Origin of the sequence: Thioalkalivibrio sp. ALE11 (assembly GCF_000381205.1) — a bacterium.
Lineage (GTDB): Bacteria > Pseudomonadota > Gammaproteobacteria > Ectothiorhodospirales > Ectothiorhodospiraceae > Thioalkalivibrio.
In genome coordinates this window covers 15,779-33,802 of record NZ_KB906171.1, presented here as the reverse complement: position 1 = coordinate 33,802, position 18,024 = coordinate 15,779, and the positions used below count along the sequence as shown (strand labels likewise).

16 protein-coding genes and 1 other RNA gene are annotated in these 18,024 nt (G+C 70.3%); all 17 read left to right on the top strand.

What is annotated here, in order from left to right; translation table 11 throughout:
* The first annotated feature begins 48 nt into the window (after nucleotides 1-48).
* Nucleotides 49-945, top strand: coding sequence for a 16S rRNA (cytidine(1402)-2'-O)-methyltransferase (gene rsmI, locus F620_RS0109805; RefSeq protein ID WP_019570419.1), 897 nt, complete (start codon nucleotides 49-51; stop codon nucleotides 943-945).
* Between the two features lie 51 nt (nucleotides 946-996).
* Nucleotides 997-1,351, top strand: an RNA gene (gene rnpB / locus F620_RS14670) — RNase P RNA component class A.
* Nucleotides 1,352-1,625: 274 nt separating this feature from the next.
* Nucleotides 1,626-2,066 carry a division/cell wall cluster transcriptional repressor MraZ gene (mraZ, locus tag F620_RS0109800; RefSeq protein ID WP_019021436.1) on the top strand — a complete coding sequence of 147 codons (441 nt, stop codon included), beginning with the start codon at nucleotides 1,626-1,628 and terminating at the stop codon, nucleotides 2,064-2,066.
* On the top strand, nucleotides 2,066-3,001 hold the full coding sequence (rsmH, locus tag F620_RS0109795; protein ID WP_019570418.1) for a 16S rRNA (cytosine(1402)-N(4))-methyltransferase RsmH: 936 nt from the start codon (nucleotides 2,066-2,068) through the stop codon (nucleotides 2,999-3,001). Before mraZ ends, rsmH begins: the two co-directional genes overlap by 1 nt.
* The gene (gene ftsL, locus F620_RS0109790; protein WP_019570417.1) at nucleotides 3,001-3,285 is read left to right on the top strand and encodes a cell division protein FtsL; all 285 of its coding nucleotides are present in this window, start codon (nucleotides 3,001-3,003) and stop codon (nucleotides 3,283-3,285) included. Before rsmH ends, ftsL begins: the two co-directional genes overlap by 1 nt.
* Nucleotides 3,273-4,985, top strand: coding sequence for a penicillin-binding protein 2 (locus F620_RS0109785; RefSeq protein ID WP_019570416.1), 1,713 nt, complete (start codon nucleotides 3,273-3,275; stop codon nucleotides 4,983-4,985). Before ftsL ends, F620_RS0109785 begins: the two co-directional genes overlap by 13 nt.
* Nucleotides 4,982-6,499: a UDP-N-acetylmuramoyl-L-alanyl-D-glutamate--2,6-diaminopimelate ligase gene (locus F620_RS0109780; RefSeq protein ID WP_019570415.1), complete on the top strand. Its 1,518-nt coding sequence runs from the start codon at nucleotides 4,982-4,984 to the stop codon at nucleotides 6,497-6,499. Before F620_RS0109785 ends, F620_RS0109780 begins: the two co-directional genes overlap by 4 nt.
* The gene (gene murF / locus F620_RS0109775; RefSeq protein ID WP_018869870.1) at nucleotides 6,496-7,869 is read left to right on the top strand and encodes a UDP-N-acetylmuramoyl-tripeptide--D-alanyl-D-alanine ligase; all 1,374 of its coding nucleotides are present in this window, start codon (nucleotides 6,496-6,498) and stop codon (nucleotides 7,867-7,869) included. Before F620_RS0109780 ends, murF begins: the two co-directional genes overlap by 4 nt.
* Nucleotides 7,850-8,932 carry a phospho-N-acetylmuramoyl-pentapeptide-transferase gene (gene mraY / locus F620_RS0109770; RefSeq protein WP_019021431.1) on the top strand — a complete coding sequence of 361 codons (1,083 nt, stop codon included), beginning with the start codon at nucleotides 7,850-7,852 and terminating at the stop codon, nucleotides 8,930-8,932. The genes murF and mraY overlap by 20 nt, the downstream gene beginning before the upstream one ends.
* Nucleotides 8,932-10,284: a UDP-N-acetylmuramoyl-L-alanine--D-glutamate ligase gene (gene murD / locus F620_RS0109765; protein ID WP_019570414.1), complete on the top strand. Its 1,353-nt coding sequence runs from the start codon at nucleotides 8,932-8,934 to the stop codon at nucleotides 10,282-10,284. The genes mraY and murD overlap by 1 nt, the downstream gene beginning before the upstream one ends.
* Entirely contained in the window at nucleotides 10,281-11,489 is a 1,209-nt protein-coding gene (gene ftsW, locus F620_RS0109760) for a putative lipid II flippase FtsW (protein WP_018947373.1), read from the top strand. The genes murD and ftsW overlap by 4 nt, the downstream gene beginning before the upstream one ends.
* The gene (gene murG, locus F620_RS0109755) at nucleotides 11,486-12,583 is read left to right on the top strand and encodes an undecaprenyldiphospho-muramoylpentapeptide beta-N-acetylglucosaminyltransferase (RefSeq protein ID WP_019570413.1); all 1,098 of its coding nucleotides are present in this window, start codon (nucleotides 11,486-11,488) and stop codon (nucleotides 12,581-12,583) included. The genes ftsW and murG overlap by 4 nt, the downstream gene beginning before the upstream one ends.
* Nucleotides 12,580-14,004 carry a UDP-N-acetylmuramate--L-alanine ligase gene (gene murC / locus F620_RS0109750; RefSeq protein ID WP_019570412.1) on the top strand — a complete coding sequence of 475 codons (1,425 nt, stop codon included), beginning with the start codon at nucleotides 12,580-12,582 and terminating at the stop codon, nucleotides 14,002-14,004. Before murG ends, murC begins: the two co-directional genes overlap by 4 nt.
* Nucleotides 14,001-14,975, top strand: a complete 975-nt coding sequence (murB, locus tag F620_RS0109745) for a UDP-N-acetylmuramate dehydrogenase (protein ID WP_019570411.1) — start codon at nucleotides 14,001-14,003, stop codon at nucleotides 14,973-14,975. Before murC ends, murB begins: the two co-directional genes overlap by 4 nt.
* Complete coding sequence (locus F620_RS0109740; RefSeq protein WP_019570410.1) at nucleotides 14,972-15,922, top strand: D-alanine--D-alanine ligase; 951 nt, start codon at nucleotides 14,972-14,974, stop codon at nucleotides 15,920-15,922. The genes murB and F620_RS0109740 overlap by 4 nt, the downstream gene beginning before the upstream one ends.
* Nucleotides 15,923-15,969: 47 nt before the next feature.
* Nucleotides 15,970-16,698 (top strand): cell division protein FtsQ/DivIB, encoded by a 729-nt coding sequence (locus F620_RS0109735; protein ID WP_026331404.1) that lies wholly within the window; start codon nucleotides 15,970-15,972, stop codon nucleotides 16,696-16,698.
* Nucleotides 16,699-16,712: 14 nt separating this feature from the next.
* Nucleotides 16,713-17,948 (top strand): cell division protein FtsA, encoded by a 1,236-nt coding sequence (ftsA, locus tag F620_RS0109730; protein ID WP_018869879.1) that lies wholly within the window; start codon nucleotides 16,713-16,715, stop codon nucleotides 17,946-17,948.
* Nucleotides 17,949-18,024: the final 76 nt, after the last annotated feature.

Below are 18,024 nucleotides of genomic sequence, written 5' to 3'. Positions count from 1 at the left end.
CGGGAGTCGGTTCACGGCAGACATCGGATTGGCGATAAGGAGTCAGTATTGGAAGCCCGCGAAACAGTGTCAACGCAGGGCGGAACCCTGTGGGTGGTGGCCACCCCGATCGGCAATCGGGCCGATCTGGGACAGCGCGCCCGGGATGTATTGTCGCATGTCTCGCGCATCGCGGCGGAGGATACGCGTCACAGCCGCGCGCTGCTGGCGCCGCTGGGTATCGACACGCCGCTGGTCAGTCTGCACGAACACAACGAAGAACAGCGCGTCGCGGGGCTGCTCGCGCAGCTGGCCGCGGGCGAAGATGTGGCGCTGATCTCGGATGCGGGCACCCCGCTGGTGTCGGACCCCGGGTTTCGCCTGGTCCGCGGGGCCCGCGAAGCCGGCCATGCCCTGCGCGCCGTGCCCGGCCCGAGCGCCCCCCTGGCCGCGCTGGCGGTATCGGGGATGCCGAGCGACCGGTTCTGTTTTGACGGTTTCCTGCCGCACGCCGCCGGCGCGCGCGAAAGACGCCTGGCCGAACTGCTGGCGCGTCCGCAGACCGGCATCGTGTTCGAGTCCGCGCATCGCATCCTTGCGGCGGCCCGGGAGCTGGCCGCGCAGGCGCCGGACCGCTCCGTGTTCCTCGGGCGCGAGCTGACCAAGCAATACGAGGAACATTATTACGGTCCGGCCGGCCGTCTGCCCGAATGGCTGGAGGCGGATGCCTGGCGCACGCGCGGGGAATTCGTGCTGGTGCTGGCCCCGGCGCCGGCCGTCGACGCAGACGGCGACGCGCTGTCGGGCGAACATGAACGGCTGCTGGCCGGCCTGGTCGCCGAGCTTCCGGTCAAGCGGGCCGCGCGCCTGCTGGCGGATGCCACCGGGCTGCCGCGCAACCGGCTCTACGCCCGCGCGCTGGAGCTGCAGCAGGCGGACCGCGAAGAGGGCGATGATCCCGCCTGACTGCCCCGGATATCCTTGCATCCGGAGCAGGGCGCGGGTAAAAGGGGAACGGGAGTCGGCCGGGCGGTCGCTGCGCCCGCGTGGCGTGGAGGAAAGTCCGGGCTCCGCAGGGCAGGACGCCAGGTAACACCTGGGCGGCGCGAGCCGACGGAAAGTGCAGCAGAAAACATACCGCCGATGGCCCGGCTCGTTCGGGCACAGGCAAGGGTGAAATGGTGCGGTAAGAGCGCACCGCACGGCTGGTAACAGTCCGTGGCAAGGTAAACCCCGTCCGGAGCAAGGCCAAATAGGGGTGCATGGTGTGGCCCGCATCGCACCCGGGTAGGCTGCTTGAGGCGTCCGGTGACGGACGTCCCAGATGAATGATCGTTCTCGACAGAACCCGGCTTACAGGCCGGCTCCCACTTTTCCCCACCATTGTCCCCGCGTGTCTCGCGCGCCCCGGCCGGGTGCTCGCGAAATCATCAAGTAATTTCTCAAGAGTGATCGCCAGGCTGCTGGTTTTGAACGGTCCGTTCCGGTCCTCTCCCGTCGCATTGACCGCGTCTCGTAAGTCTCTGTGATGCAAGGCTTATTTTTCTCGTGCAAGCCCGTTTTTCCTTGACCCTCAACAGGGGTGTACCTATAGTGGATTCAAGTGGGGAAAAGTGGGAGAAGGTGGGATTCCACCGCCAGCGGCCATGTTTCGAGGCGTCAGTCAGCTCAATCTGGATGCGAAAGGACGCCTGGCCATGCCGGCGCGTTATCGCGATGAGCTCGTGGCGTCCTGCGACGGCCAGCTGGTGGTTACGGTTCACCCGGATCGCTGTCTTCTGGTGTATCCGCGCCCGGAATGGGAGCGGGTCGAGCAGAACCTGATGTCGCGCCCCAACCTGAAGCCGGCCGTGGTCCGCCTGCAGCGCCTGCTGGTCGGGCATGCCTCCGACTGCGAGCTTGACGGCAACGGGCGCCTGTTGCTGCCGCAGCCGCTGCGCAAGTTTGCCGGCATGGACAAGCAGGTCGCCCTGCTGGGTCAGGGCAAGAAGTTCGAGATCTGGGATCAGGCGACCTGGGATCAGCGCTGCGAGGAGATGTTCGAGGATGGCATCGATACCGAAGAACTCGAGTCGATCTCGCTGTGATGCAGGAACCGCAACAGGCCCATGTCCCGGTCCTGCTGGACGCCGTGCTCGAGGGGCTGGCGGTGCGCGCTGACGGTTTCTACGTGGACGGTACCTTCGGAAGGGGCGGGCACAGCCGCGCCTTGCTTGACCGTCTGGGGCCGGACGGTCGCCTGCTGGCGATGGACCGGGATCCCGAGGCGGCCGAGGCCGCCTCTTCGTTTCTGGGGGACCCGCGTTTCGCGTTCGAGTCCGCGCCGTTCTCGTCCATGGCCGAAGTGCTGCGGCAGCGCTACCCCGATCGCCGGCCGGATGGCGTGTTCCTCGATCTCGGGGTGTCATCGCCGCAGCTGAACGATGCCGCGCGCGGTTTCAGTTTCCAGCATGACGGCCCGCTGGACATGCGCATGGACCCGTCGTCCGGCGAAAGCGCGGCCGACTGGCTGGCGCGTGCCGAGGAAAAGGAGATCGCGGACGTGATCTATCAGTACGGCGAGGAGCGTTTCTCGCGGCGCATCGCCCGCGCGATCGTGCGCGCCCGTGCCGAAGGTCCGATTACCCGCACGGCGCGCCTGGCGGAACTGGTGCGTGCCGCGGTGCCGCGCCGCGAGCCCGGCAAGCACCCCGCGACGCGCACCTTCCAGGCCCTGCGCATCCAGGTGAACGCCGAGCTGCGCGAGCTGGAGACGTGGCTGGAAACCATCCCCGAGGTTCTGCCGTCCGGGGCGCGCCTGGTGGTGATCGCGTTTCATTCGCTGGAGGACCGCATGGTCAAGCGGGCCTTCCGCGGGGACCGTGACGATGCCCCCCGCATCCCGCGCGGGCTGCCGGTCATGCCGGAGGCGGCACCGCGCCCGTTGCGCCCGCTGGGCAAGCCGGTGCGGGCGGATGCCGGGGAACAGCAACGCAATCCGCGGGCACGCTCGGCCGTGCTGCGCGTGGCGGAGCGCAACTGATGGTCTGGCGCGGGCTCGCGATCGTCGCGCTGTCGGTGGGCGCGTTTGCGTCGGCGATTGGCGTGGTGGTGGCGCGCCACGAGGCGCGTCAGGCGTTCGTTGAGCAGCAGGCGGTGCTGGCCGAGCGCGACCGCCTCAACCTGGAATGGACCCGGCTGCAGATCGAGCAGTCCACCTGGGCGACGCCCGGGCGTATCGAGCGTCATGCACGCGAGGAGCTGGGCATGTCGCGCCCCGATGCGGATCGCCTGGTGGTGATCGGGAGGGACGCATGGGCGCGCTGAAACGCGAAATCTCGATGGGCCGTCTGCGGGCGCTGGTGGTCCTGCTGGTCCTGATGCTGATCGCGCTGGTACTGCGCGCCGCCGATCTGCAGATGTTCAAGAGCGAGTTCCTGTCCGCCCAGGGCGAGGCGCGCCAGGTGCGCACGCTGACCGAGACCGCCCACCGCGGTGCGATTACCGATCGCCACGGCGAACCGCTGGCGATCTCGGCACCGGTGCAGACCGCGTGGGCGCATCCGGGGGCGCTGCTGGAGGCGCGCGAACGCTGGGGCGAGCTGGCCGCGGCCCTGGACATGGACCGCGAGACCCTGGCGGAGCGCATCGAAAATCGCGCCGACCGCGAGTTCGTCTATCTGCGTCGGCACATGCTGCCGGCCCGGGCCGAAGCGGTGGCCTCCCTGCGCGTCCCCGGGGTGTCCCTGACGCGCGAGTTTCGCCGTTACTATCCGCATGGCGAGGCGGTCGCGCATGTGCTGGGTTACACCGACATCGACGACCAGGGCCAGGAAGGGGTCGAGCTCGCGTTCGACTACTGGCTCTCCGGGCAGCCGGGCGCCAAGCGGGTACTGCGCGACCGGCATGGTCGTACCATCCGCGACGTCGCCAGCATCCGTCCGGCGCGCGAAGGCAACCCCCTGCGGCTGACGCTGGACGCACGGCTGCAGTTCCTGGCCTACCGCGAACTCAAGGCCGCGGTGCAGCGCCACGACGCGCGCGGCGGATCGGCCGTGCTGCTGGATGCGCGCAGCGGCGACATTCTCGCGATGGTCAATCAGCCCGGTTTCAACCCCAACAATCGCAGTTCGATCCGCTCCGACCGCGCTCGCAACCGGGCGGTCGTGGACGCGTTCGAACCCGGCTCGGTCATCAAGCCGTTTACCGTCGCGGCGGCCCTGGATGCCGATGCGGTCGACCCTCACGTGACCCTGGACACCGCGCCCGGCACGATGCAGGTGGGACGTCTGACGGTCCGTGATCTGCGCGACTACGGCACCATCGACCTGACCACGCTGATCGCGCGGTCCTCCAACGTGGGCGCAACGCGTCTTGCCCTGGACACCGATCCGGCCGATTTCTGGCAGACGCTGCACCGCGCCGGTTTCGGGCAGGCAACCGGCCTGCATTTTCCGGGCGAGGCGCGTGGCACCCTGCGCGACTTCACCGCCTGGCGCGAGGTCGAGCAGGCCACGCTCGGCTACGGTTACGGGCTCGCGGTCACGCCGCTGCAGATGGCTGCCGGGTACACGGCCTTTGCCAATGACGGACGTCGCCTGCCGGTGCGCCTGGTCGAGACCGCCGATGATGCCCGCGAGCCGCAACGGGTGATGAGCGCGGACACCGCCGGACGCCTGCGCGCGATGATGGAACATACCGTGGGCAGCGAGGGCACCGCGCGCCAGGCCGTGATCGACGGATATCGGGTCGCCGGCAAGACCGGCACCGCGCGCAAGGCGGTGCGCGGCGGTTATGCCGAGGACCGTTACTACTCCAGTTTCGTCGGTCTGGTCCCGGCATCCGAGCCACGGTTCGTGATGGCGGTGGTCGTGGACGAACCCGCCGACGTGCATTACGGCGGGGCGGTCGCGGCACCGGTGTTCCGCGAGGTAACCGCCTCGGCACTGCGCATGTACAACGTGCGCCCGGACGCGATGCCCGAGATCCCGATGCAGCTCGCCATCGGCGAGGAGGCGCAGCCATGACCGCCGCGGCGACCGATCCACGGGTGGCCGGGGTGGATCTGCACGCGCAGTTCCCCGAGGCCCTGGAGGGCCACGGCCCGCTGGTCGTGACCGACCTTGTGCAGGACAGCCGCGCGGTGACCCCGGGCGCCGGGTTCGTGGCTCTCCGGGGAACCCGCGAGCACGGCCTGGCCCACGCCGAGGATGCCGCGGCGCGCGGCGCCGGCGTGATCCTGTGGGACGAGGCCGATGCGGGGCTCTCCGTCGACTCGACCGGGGTGCCCGGCGTTCATGTCCCGGGGCTGCGTGCCCTGCTGCCGGCCATGGCGCAACGGGTATTCGGCGCCTGGCCGGAGGCCGCACCGATCGTCGCGGTGACCGGCACCGACGGCAAGACCTCGGTGACGCATCTGATCGCAGCGGCACTCGAACGTCTGGGTACCCCGACCGGACTGGTTGGCACCCTGGGCGTCGGGCGCCCGGGGCAGCTGCGCCCGGCCGGGCACACGACCCCGGGCGTGCTCGAGCTCCATCGGCATCTGGCCGGGCTGGCGCGCGAAGGCTGCGAAGCCGCGGCGCTGGAGGCCTCTTCGCACGGGCTCGTCCAGGGGCGTCTGGACGGGGTTCCGGTGCGCGTCGCGGTGCTGACCCGCCTGGGCACGGATCATCTGGATTTCCATGGCAGCCAGGTCGCGTATGCCGAAGCCAAGTCCATGCTGTTCGACCGCCCGGGACTGCGCACGCGGGTGATCAACGCCGATGACGAGCTCGGTCACGAGCTTCTGCGCCGTCCGGTGCCCGAGGGCGTCACCGACATCACCTGGGGTCTGGAGTCTTCCGCAGCGATGGCGCGTGCCGAGGCGATCCAGGCCGGCCCGGAGGGACTGCACTTCGTGCTCGTTGCCGACGGGCGGCGCGTGCCGGTGCGGTCGCGGCTGTACGGACGGTTTCAGGTCGAGAACCTGCTGGCCACTCTGGCCGCCCTGCATGCCCTCGGACATGCCTGGGAGGCCGCCGCGGACGCGGTGGCCGAGCTGCCCGGGGTCCCCGGGCGCATGGAGCGTCACGATCTGCCGGGCGGAGCCCAGCTGGTGGTCGATTACGCCCACACCGCGCAGGCCCTGGAGGCCGCATTGAGTGCGTTGCGTCCGCATGTGCGCGGCCGCCTGTTGGTGGTCTTCGGCTGCGGCGGCGATCGCGACCGGGGCAAGCGTCCGGCGATGGGGCGCGTGGCCATGCGTGCCGCGGACCGGGTGATCGTGACCGATGACAATCCGCGCCACGAGGATGCGGCGGCCATCCGTCACGCCGTGCTCCAGGGCTGTGACGATCCCGCGCGCTGCCGCGAGATGGGCGATCGCGAAGCCGCGGTGCGTACCGCGGTCGCCGATGCCGGGCCGGGCGACATCATGCTGCTGGCGGGCAAGGGGCACGAAACCACCCAGCAGATCGGTGACCGGTTTCATCCATTCAGTGATCGCGAGCTGGCGGCCCGGCTGGCGCGCGAGGGGATTTCCGGGGAGGGGGAGCGATGATCCGGATGACAGCCGGAGAACTGGCGACCGCCGTGGGCGGGCGCCTGCAGGGGGACGCCGGGGTGGCATTCACCGGCGTGTTCAGCGACACGCGTACCCCGCGCGAAGGCGGGCTGTTCGTCGCCCTGCGCGGTCCGAACTTTGATGCCCATGACCATCTGCACGCCGACTTGCCGGCACCGGTGCTGCTGGTTCGCCGCGCCCGCGAAGACCTGCCGCAGACCCAGGTGGTGGTGCCCGACACCGGCGAGGCCCTGGGGCGACTGGCCGCGACCTGGCGCAGGCGGTGCCATGCGCGGGTGATCGCGCTGACCGGCTCCAACGGCAAGACCACCACCCGCGAGATGCTGCGCTCGATCCTCGCGCGCATGGGGCGGGTGCATGCCAGCGAAGGCAACCTGAACAACGAGATCGGGACACCGCTGACCCTGCTGGCGATGCCGGAGGATACCGATTTCGCGGTGATCGAACTGGGTGCCAACCACGCCGGCGAGATCGGCCGCATGGCCGCCTGGACCCAGCCGCACGTCGCCATGATCACCAACGCCGGTCATGCCCACCTCGAAGGTTTCGGCAGCCTGGAAGGCGTGGCGCACGCCAAGGCCGAGATCTATTCGGGGCTGCCGGCCCAGGGCGGAACCGCAGTGGTGAATCTGGACGACCCGTTTGCCGACTACTGGCTCTCGCTCAACGAGCACCATCATCTGCAGCGCTTCTCCCTCGAGGGGGGCGGCGAGGTCGAGGGCGTGTGGGTCGCCCCGGATCGCCTGCGCCTCACGATCCTCGGGGCCAGCCGCGAGATCCGCCTTGCCGGTCCCGGCCGCCATGTCGCGGCGAATGCCGTGGCGGCCGCTGCCGCCGCCAATGCCGCGGGCGCCGCGATCGACATCATTGCGCAGGGACTGGGCGACTGGCGCCCGGTCGCCGGTCGCCTGCAGGCACTGCAGCACGCCGGCGGTGCCCGCATCTGGGACGACAGCTACAACGCCAACCCCGATTCCCTGCGGGCCGGCCTGGAGGTGCTGGCGGCGGTGCCCGGTCGGCGCATCCTGGTGCTGGGGGAAATGGGCGAGCTGGGCGGCGACGCCGCGGCCCTGCACGCGGCCACCGGGCAGGAGGCCCGCGCAATGGGGATCGATTTCTGCCTGGCGCTCGGCGAGCTGGGCCGCGAAACCGCCGATGCCTTCGGCGAGCAGGGCGAGTGGTTCCCCGATCATGCCGCACTGGTCGCGCGGCTGCAGGGGTTGCTGGACGAGCGAACCACCGTGCTGGTCAAGGGTTCGCGCAGCCAGCACATGGAATCCATCGTGGAGGCGCTGGACGCGCAGCCCGTGAATCCGGAGGCGGCGGATGCTGTTCGCACTGACTGAATATCTCGCCCAGTTCCATTCCGGGTTCACGGTCTTCCAGTACCTGACCCTGCGCGCCATCCTCGGGGTGGTGACGGCGCTGGCGATCGCGCTCCTGATCGGTCCCTCGGTGATTCGCCGTCTGACCCTGGGCAAGGTGGGTCAGAACATCCGCGAGGACGGCCCCGAATCGCACCTGAGCAAGGCCGGCACGCCCACCATGGGCGGTGCGCTGATCCTGGTGGCCGTGGCGGTGGCCACCCTGCTGTGGAGCGACCTGACGAATCGTTTCGTCTGGATCGTGCTGCTGACCACGCTGGCCTTCGGCGCCGTCGGCGGCTGGGATGACTACCTCAAGCTGCGTTACGGCAACAGCCAGGGGCTGTCGGCGAAATCCAAGCTGCTGTGGCAGACCCTGTTCGCCCTGGTGGCCGCCGGGGTGATCATGCTCACGGCCCAGGATCCGGTGGAAACCACCTTTTATCTGCCGGTGTTCAAGGACATCGAGTTCAGTCTGGGCTGGCTGTTCATCCCGCTGGTGTGGCTGGTGGTGGTCGGCTCGTCCAATGCGGTCAACCTGACCGACGGGCTCGACGGCCTGGCCATCATGCCGGCGGTGCTGGTCGCCGGCGCGCTGGGCATCTTCGCCTATGCCGCGGGCCACGCGGTGTTCGCCGACTATCTCGGCATTCCCGCGGTCCCCGGGGTTGGCGAGGTGGGCATCTTCGCCGCCTCGCTGGTGGGGGCGGGGCTCGGGTTCCTGTGGTTCAACACCTATCCCGCGCAGGTGTTCATGGGCGATGTCGGGGCCCTCGCCCTGGGCGCGGCGCTGGGGATGATGGCGATCTTGACCCGCCAGGAGATCGTGCTGCTGATCATGGGCGGCGTGTTCGTGCTGGAGACCGTCTCGGTCATGCTGCAGGTCGCCTCGTTCAAGCTGACCGGACGGCGGATGTTCCGCATGGCGCCGCTGCATCACCACTTCGAACTCAAGGGCTGGCCGGAGCCGCGCGTGATCGTGCGTTTCTGGATCCTGACCGTGGTGTTCGTCCTCATCGGTCTGGCGACCCTGAAGGTGCGCTGATGGAACGGGTGCGAGGCGACAACCTGATCGTCGGGCTGGGCGCCACCGGGCAGTCGGTGGCGCGCTACCTGCTCGCGCGCGGGATGTCGTTCGCGGTCACCGATACCCGTCGCGAGCCGCCGGCCTGTGCCGATCCCGAACTGGCGCGGATCCTGAACGAGCGTTGGGTCGGCCCGCTGGACGGCCTGGATGCGAGCGGGGTGCGTCGCCTGATCGTCTCGCCCGGGGTGGCCCTGGAACACCCGGTGATCGCCGCCGCCAGTGAGGCCGGTGCCGAAGTCACCGGCGACATCGACCTGTTTGCCCGCGAGGCCGGAGCCCCGGTGATCGCGATCACCGGTTCCAACGGCAAGAGCACCGTGACCGCGCTGGCCGGCGAACTGCTGGATGCGGCCGGCTACGCGGTGGCGGTGGGGGGCAACTACGGGACCCCGGCGCTGGACCTGCTGGAACGCGACCCGGAGGTGTTCGTGCTGGAGCTGTCCAGCTTCCAGCTGGAACGGTGTCACGAGCTTGCGCCCGCTGCTGCCGTAGTGCTCAACCTGTCGCCGGATCACCTCGATCGCCATCCCGACATGGCCGCCTACCTGCGCGCCAAGCAGCGGGTGTTCCGCGGCGCGCGGCGCGGACTGCTCAATCGTGACGACCCGATGGTGGCGGAGCTGACCACCCCGCCGGGCATGGCGCGCGAGACCTTCGGTCTGGGCGCGCCGGCGGCGGACGCCGACTGGGGCGTGTGTGTCGGCGGCCACGGGGAGGGACCGCACCTGTGTCGCGGCGGCCAGGCCCTGCTGGAGACCGCGCGCCTGCGCATGCGCGGCCAGCACAACTGGGCCAACGCCCTCGCCGCACTGGGCCTGGTCTGGCCGTGGCTGGACTCGGCCGGACGCCGGGCCCGGGCCCTGGCGGCGCTGGCCGATTTCCCGGGGCTGCCGCATCGCTCGCAGTGGATCGCCTCGGTCGACGGCGTGGACTGGATCAACGATTCCAAGGGCACCAACCTCGGTGCCACCCTGGCCGCACTGCGCGGCACGCCCGGGCCGCTGGTCCTGATCGCGGGCGGGCAGGCCAAGGGGCAGGATTTTGCCCCGCTGGCCGATCAACTGGCCGGCAAGGTGCGCGGCGCGGTGCTGCTGGGCGAGGACGCGCCGTTGATCGCGCGTGCCCTCGCCCCGGTGGTGCCGGTGCAGCGGGTCGACGACATGGATGCGGCGGTGGCGCATGCCGCGGAATGGGCGCAGCCGGGAGACACCGTGCTGCTGTCGCCCGCCTGTGCCAGCCTGGACATGTATCCGGACTATCGCGCCCGGGGTGATGACTTCGCCCGGGCCGTGCGGGAGCTGGCGGCATGAGCGCCCCGGTCAGCCAGCCGACTTCGCCCATGGTTCGGCGCCTGCAGCAGGAGGTGGACCTGCCGCTGCTGGCGCTGACCGCGGCGCTGGTCGCGCTGGGGCTGGTGATGGTCGCTTCGGCCTCCATGGAGATGGGCGCGCGTGATTTCGGCAACGCCTGGCACTTCCTCCAGCGTCAGGTGCTGTTTGCCGCGCTGGGTACGATGGCCGCGGTGGCGGCATGGAACGTGCCGCTGGCGCGCTGGGAGCGCGCCGGCCCGTGGCTGCTGGCGCTGTTCCTGCTGATCCTGGTGGTGGTCCTGCTCCCCGGCGTCGGACGCACGGTCAACGGGGCAACCCGCTGGATCCCGCTGGGAGCGTTCAATCTGCAGGTGGCCGAGCTGGCCAAGCTGCTGGTGGTGATGTACCTGGCGGGCTACATCGTGCGTCATTACTCCACCCTGCGCCTGCAGCTGGCCGGGTTCGTGCGTCCGCTGGTGGTGCTGGGGGCCGGTACCGTCCTGCTGTTGCTGCAGCCGGATTTCGGCGGGGCCGCGATCATGCTGGCGATCGGCATGGGCATGCTGTTCCTCGCCGGCGCTCGCCTGTCGCAGTTCCTCGCGCTGGGGGGCACGATCGCGGCGGGCATGGCGGTCGCCGCGGTTGCGGCGCCTTACCGCATGGCTCGCCTGACGGCCTTCATGGACCCGTGGCAGGACCCGTTCGCGAGCGGTTTTCAGCTGACCCAGTCGCTGATCGCGATCGGCTCCGGCGGGGTGACCGGGTCGGGGCTGGGCGGCAGCGTGCAGAAGCTGTTCTACCTGCCGGAGGCGCATAACGATTTCCTGTTCGCGGTGTTCGCCGAGGAGTTCGGTTTCTTCGGCGTGCTGGTGCTGATCGCACTGTTCGCAGGACTGGTCTGGCGCTGCCTGCGCATCGGCCTGGAGGCCCAGCGCAGCGGTCATGCCTTCGGTGCCCATCTGAGCTTCGGCGTGGCGATCTGGCTGGGCCTGCAGGCGGCCCTGAACATGGGCGTGAACATGGGGCTGCTGCCGACCAAGGGGATGACCCTGCCGTTTTTGTCCTACGGCGGCAGTTCGCTGATCGTCAGTATGATTGCGGTCGGTCTGGTACTGCGGGTGGCCCGCGAGGCGCGGACCCCGGCGCCGGCCCCGGTGCCTCGCCGGCGTTCGCGCGCCGCCCGGCAGAGCGGAGGTGCGGCATGACGGCCCCGCGCGTGCTGATCATGGCCGGCGGTACCGGCGGCCATGTCTTCCCCGGGCTGGCGGTGGCCGAGGCCCTGCGCGAGCGCGGGGTCGAGGTGGTCTGGCTGGGGACTCGTGCGGGCGTGGAGGCGCGCCTGGTGCCGCAGGCCGGGATTGACCTGCATACCCTCCCGATCACGGGCCTGCGTGGCAAGGGGCTGCTCGGGCTGGCCTTCGCCCCCTGGCGCCTGGGGCTGTCGTTGTGGGCGGCCCTGTTGCTGCTCCGGCGCATTCGCCCGCATGCGGTGATCGGTTTCGGCGGGTTTGCCGCGGGACCCGGCGGGCTGATGGCCGCGGCCCTGGGACGCCCCCTGGTGATTCACGAACAGAATGCGGTGGCCGGCCTGACCAATCGCTGGCTGGCGAAGGTCGCCGACCGCGTGTTCGCCGGTTTCGACGGTGCGTTCCCGCCCGGGGTCCGCGCCACGCGGGTTGGCAATCCCGTGCGCTCCGCGATCGCGGCCCTGCCCGCCCCGGGCGAGCGCTACGCCGCCCGCGGCGGGCCGCTCAATATCCTGGTCCTGGGAGGCAGCCTGGGCGCGCGTTCGCTGAATCACGCGGTGCCCGCCGCGCTCGGCCTGCTGCCGTCGGAACAGCGCCCGCAGGTCCTACACCAGGCCGGCTCGCGCACCCTGGAAGAAGCCCGCGCGGCGTATGCCGACGCCGGGGTGGAAGCCACGGTCACCGAGTTCATCGCGGACATGGAGGCGGCCTGGGCCGAGGCGGATCTGGTGATCTGTCGCGCCGGAGCGCTGACCGTAGCCGAAGTGGCGGCCGCCGGTGTGGCCGCGGTGTTCGTGCCGTATCCGCATGCGGTGGACGATCACCAGTATGCGAATGCTCAGGCCCTGGTGGACGCCGGGGCGGCCTGGCGTTTCCGCGATGCCGAGCTGGAGCCGCAGGCGCTGGCGAAGCTGCTGGGCTCGCTGGACCGCGAGACCCTGCGCGACCGTGCCGAACGCGCGCGGGCGCTGGCCTGCCCCGACAGTGCCGCGCGCCTCGCCGATGTCTGTGTGGAACTGGCGGGGCCGGGCCCCGCGGGGGAGGGATCATGAGCCACGCGCGCCTGCCGGAACATGCGATGCGCCGCATCCGCCGGATCCACTGCGTGGGGATCGGCGGCTCCGGGATGAGCGGCATCGCGGAGGTGCTGCATCAGCTCGGTTACCGGGTCTCGGGTTCCGATCTCGGCCGCTCGCCGATGATCGACCGCCTGGTGGAGATGGGCGTGCGCGTGGTCGGCGAGCACCGGCCGGAGAACGTGGCCGAGGCCGACGTGCTGGTGGTGTCTTCGGCCATCGATCCGTCCAACCCCGAGGTCGCCGCGGCGCGCGACCGCGGTATCCCGATCGTGCGGCGTGCCGAGATGCTGGCGGAACTGATGCGTTTCCGCTTCGGGATTGCGGTCGCCGGGACCCATGGCAAGACCACCACGACCAGTCTGGTGGCCAGCGTGCTGGCGGAGGCGGGGATGGATCCGACCTTCGTGATCGGCGGCCGACTCAATTCCACCGCCAGCCACTCGAGCCTGGGGGCGGGTGACTATCTGGTGGCAGAGGCGGACGAGAGCGATGCCTCGTTCCTGCATCTGCAGCCGCTGCTCGCGATCGTGACCAACATCGATGCCGATCACCTGGGGACCTATGGCAATGATTTTCGCCAGCTGCACGAGACCTTTCTCGAGTTCCTGCACCATCTGCCCTTCTACGGGCTGGCGATCCTGTGCGCCGATGACCCGCAGGTGCGCGAGCTGATGCCGGAGCTGGAACGCCCGCGGCTGACCTACGCGATCGATGCCGACGCCGATGTGCGCGCCCTGGATGTGCGCCAGGAGGGCGTGCAGACGCGTTTCCGCCTGCAGCTGCCGGAGGCCGGCGAGCCGTTCCCGGTCACCCTCAATCTCCCGGGGCGGCACAACGTGCTCAACGCCCTGGCCGCGGCCGCCGTGGCCTGGGAGCTGGAGGCCCCGCGCGAGGCGATCGCCACGGCGCTCGAACGCTTCCAGGGCATCGGGCGGCGGTTCCAGGTCCACGAGTGGGCGGGGCCGGCCGGGCCGGTGACGCTGGTCGACGATTACGGCCATCACCCGCGCGAGATCGCCGCGACCCAGGCCGCGGCGCGGGATGCCTGGCCCGGTCGCCGGCGGATCACCGTGTTTCAGCCGCATCGCTACACCCGCACCCGTGACCTGTTCGAGGACTTCGTGGAGGCGCTGTCGGAGACCGACGTGCTGATCCTGCTGGAGGTGTATGCCGCGGGCGAGGCGCCGATCGCCAGCGCCGACGGGCGCAGCCTGGCGCGGGCCATCCGTCTGCGCGGCCAGGTCGAGCCGATTTTCGTGGAACAGGCCGCGGACGTGGCCGGCGTGCTGGAGGGCCTGCTGCAGGCGGACGAGGTGATCATCGCCCAGGGGGCGGGCGACATCGGTCGCCTGGCGGCCCTGCTGCCGCAAGAGCTAACCGGAGGTGGCGCATGACACCGCTGGACCCTGCCCTGGCCGCGGCGCGTCATCTGCACGAGCTGCAGCCACGCGGCGAACTGCAGGCGCGGGCACCGCTGGCACCGCTGACCTCATGGCGTGCCGGCGGGCACGCCGACTGGCTGTTCCGCCCCGCGGACCGCGAGGATCTCGCGAACCTGCTGGCGCAGGTCGCCCGCCTCGCGCCCGACCTGCCGATCACCTTCCTCGGGCTCGGCAGCAACGTCCTGGTGCGCGACGGCGGCGTTGCCGGGCTGGTGGTGCATCTGCAGGGCGTTCTGGCCGAGCGCGAACGCCTGGACGGCGACCGGGTGTTCCTGGGTGGCGGGCTGGCCTGTGCCCAGGCGGCGCGCTTCTGTGCCCGCGAGGGCCTGGTGGGGGCGGAGTTCCTCGCCGGCATCCCCGGCACCGTGGGCGGCGCCCTGCAGATGAACGCCGGGGCCTGGGGCGGCGAGACCTGGCCCCTGGTGGAATCCGTGGAGGTGATCGACCGTGAGGGCCGGCTGGAAACCCGCCGCCCGGATGCGTTCCGGGTCGGTTACCGCCGGGTCCAGGGGCTCGATCCGCGCGAGCGTCTGTGGTTCACCGGGGCGACCCTGCGTCTGAGCCCGGGCGACCCGGAGGCCGGTACCCGGCGCATCCGCGAACTGCTGCGCGAACGCTCGGCGAAACAGCCGCTGGGTCAGCCGTCCTGCGGCTCGGTGTTCCGCAACCCGGAAGGCGATCACGCCGCACGCCTGATCGAGGCCGCCGGGCTCAAGGGCCTGCGCGCCGGCGCGGCCGAGGTGTCGCCGGTGCATGCCAATTTCATCACTCACGACGGTACGGCGCGGGCGGAAGACATCGAGCGCCTGATCGACACGGTGCGCAACACGGTGGAGCAGCGGTTCGGCGTCCGCCTGGAGCCGGAGGTACGCATCCTGGGCCGGTTCATCGACCCGGGCGACGACAGCGAGGGAACGGCATGAATCGTAACGACGCAGAACCCCGCGACTATGGCCGGGTGGCGGTATTGATGGGCGGCTGGTCCGGAGAGCGCGAGGTCTCGCTGGCCAGCGGCAACGCCGTGCTGGCGGCCCTGCGACGTCAGGGCGTGGATGCGCATCCGGTGGACCTCACGCGGGCGCACATGGGGCATCTGCACCTCCCCCTGGAGGGGTTCGACCGGGTCTTCATCGCGCTGCATGGAGAGTGTGGCGAGGACGGGGCCCTGCAGGGCTGCCTGGACCTGGCCGGCATGCCTTACACCGGCACCGGCGTGCTGGGTTCCGCCCTGGGGATGGACAAGCTGGCCTGCAAGCGACTGTGGACCGGGAGCAACCTGCCCAGTGCGCCCTACCGGTTGCTGAACCCGGGGTTCGACCCGGATGCGGTGGCCGAGGCGCTGGGGCTGCCCCTGATCGTGAAGCCGGCCCGCGGGGGCTCGAGCCTGGGCATTACCCGGGTGGATCGGGCGGCCGATCTCCCGGCCGCCTGGGAGGCGGCGCGCAGACAGCCCGGGCAGGTCTTCGCCGAACAGTGGATCGAGGGCCACGAATACACCGTGGCCATCCTCGACAACCAGCCGCTTCCGGTGGTCGAGATCCGTGCCGACGGCGGGTTCTACGACTACCACGCGAAATACGAGTCGGACCGCACCGGGTATGTCTGCCCGCCGCCGCTGGATGAAAGCTCGTTGCTGGAATTGCAGTCACTGGCGCTGGGTGCGTTTGCCGCGCTGGAAGCCTGCGGCTGGGGACGGGTCGACATCCTGCAGGACGAGCACGGCGACAACCATCTGATCGAGATCAACACCGTGCCCGGCATGACGGATCACAGCCTGGTGCCCAAGGCGGCGGCCGAGGCGGGGATCGATTTCGACACCCTGTGCCTGCGCATCCTGGACTCCAGTTTCCAGTGCGGAGGGCTGCGATGAATCGCCGGCGCACCCCGCCGGCAGCGCGCTTCGCGCGGCTGCGCAGCGTGTCCGGCCCGGCCCTGCGCCTGCTGGCCGGAATGGCGCTGGCCGCGGCGATCGTGCTGGTCCTGCTGGCGACGACCCGCTTCGAGCCGGACGCGCTGGTGCCGGTGGAGAGCATCGAGATCGCCGGCGAGCCGCGCTACGCGGACGTGGAGCGGGTGCGTGAACTCGCGCGTCGCCACGCGCCGGGGTTCATTACCGCCGATCTGGCGGCGCTGGAACGTTCGCTGGTCGCCGAGCCCTGGATCGATGGCGTGCAGCTGCGCCGGCAATGGCCGGGGACGCTGGTGGTCGAGGTGCGCGAACCGGTGCCGGTGGCGCGTTGGGGCGAGGACCAGCTGGTCGATCGGCATGGCCGGGTGTTCGGGCCGGTGGATCAGGCCGAGTGGGACTACCTGCCCGCGCTGGAGGGGCAGGACGGGCGCCAGGTGGTGCTGATGCGCCGTTACCTCGAGGTGTCGGCACGTCTGGCGGATGCCGGCCTGGAGGTGGCCGGCGTGGCCGAGGGGCGTCGCCATGACTGGACCATCCGTCTGGAGTCCGGGGGGCGGATCCTGATGGGGCGGGACGCCGATGCGGCCCGCCTGAATGCTCTGGTACGGGCGGCCGACGTCGTGCGCGAGCGTCGCGCCGCGCCGGTGGAACGCTGGGACCTGCGCTATCCGCATGGCATGGCGGTGGCCTGGGCCGAAGAAGACGGGGACGCCGCCGGCGATCCCGGGACACAGTGAAAGGACGCGGGGAGATGATGGCAAAGAAGGCGGAATCGGGTCTGATCGTCGGGCTGGATGTCGGGACCTCGAAGATCGAGGCCATCGTCGGCGAGCTGAAGGATGATGGCGAGATCGAGATCATCGGCATCGGCTCGTCGCCCTCGCGCGGACTGAAGAAGGGCGTGGTGGTCAACATCGAGTCCACCGTGCAGTCGATCCAGCGCGCGGTGGAGGAGGCCGAGCTGATGGCCGGCTGCGAGATCCACTCGGTGTACACCGGTATCGCCGGGAGTCACGTGAAGAGCTACAACTCGACCGGCGTGGTGGCCATCAAGGACGGCGAGGTGGGGCCGGGCGACGTCGAGCGGGTCATCGACGCCGCGCGGGCCATCGCGATCCCCGCCGACCAGCGCATCCTCCATGTGCTCCCGCAGGAATACATCATCGACGAGCAGGAGGGCATCCGCGAACCGGTGGGGATGTCCGGCGTGCGCCTGGAGGCCAAGGTCCATCTGGTCACCGGCGCGGTGTCGGCGGCGCAGAACATCGTGAAATGCGTGGAACGCTGCGGCCTGCGGGTGGACGACATCATCCTCGAGCAGCTGGCGTCGTCGTATTCGGTGCTGACCGAGGACGAGAAGGATCTGGGGGTCTGCCTGGTCGATGTCGGGGGCGGCACCACCGACATCGCGGTGTTCTCCCACGGCGCCATTGCGCACACCGCGGTGCTGCCGATCGCCGGCGACCAGGTCACCAACGACATCGCGGTCGCGCTGCGCACGCCCACGCAGTACGCCGAAGAACTGAAGATGAAATACGCCTGCGCGCTGCGCTCGCTGGCCGACCCCGGGGAGTCCATCGAGGTCCCGGGGGTGGGCGACCGCGAAGCGCGCCGGCTGTCGCGGCAGACCCTCGCCTCGGTGGTGGAGCCGCGTTACGAGGAGCTGCTGCAGCTGGTTCAGGCCGAACTGCGCCGTTCCGGGACCGAGGAAATGATTGCCGCCGGGGTGGTACTGACCGGCGGGTCGTCGCGGATGGAAGGTGGGGTGGATCTCGCCGAGGAGGTCTTCCACATGCCCGTTCGCCTGGGAGTCCCGCAGCACGTGACCGGGCTGCTGGACGTGGTGCGCAACCCGGTGCACGCCACCGGGGTGGGCCTGCTGCTGTATGCCCGCGAGTCACGGGCCCTGCAGGAGGCCCGCCCGGTGGAATCCGGGTTCCAGGGGATCTGGGCGCGCATGAAGCGCTGGTTTACCGGCCAGTTCTAGGCCGGACCGAAGGGCCGGACCGAAGGGCCGGACCGCTCTCCGGCTACCGAGAAGGAAGGACATGTACACACGAAAC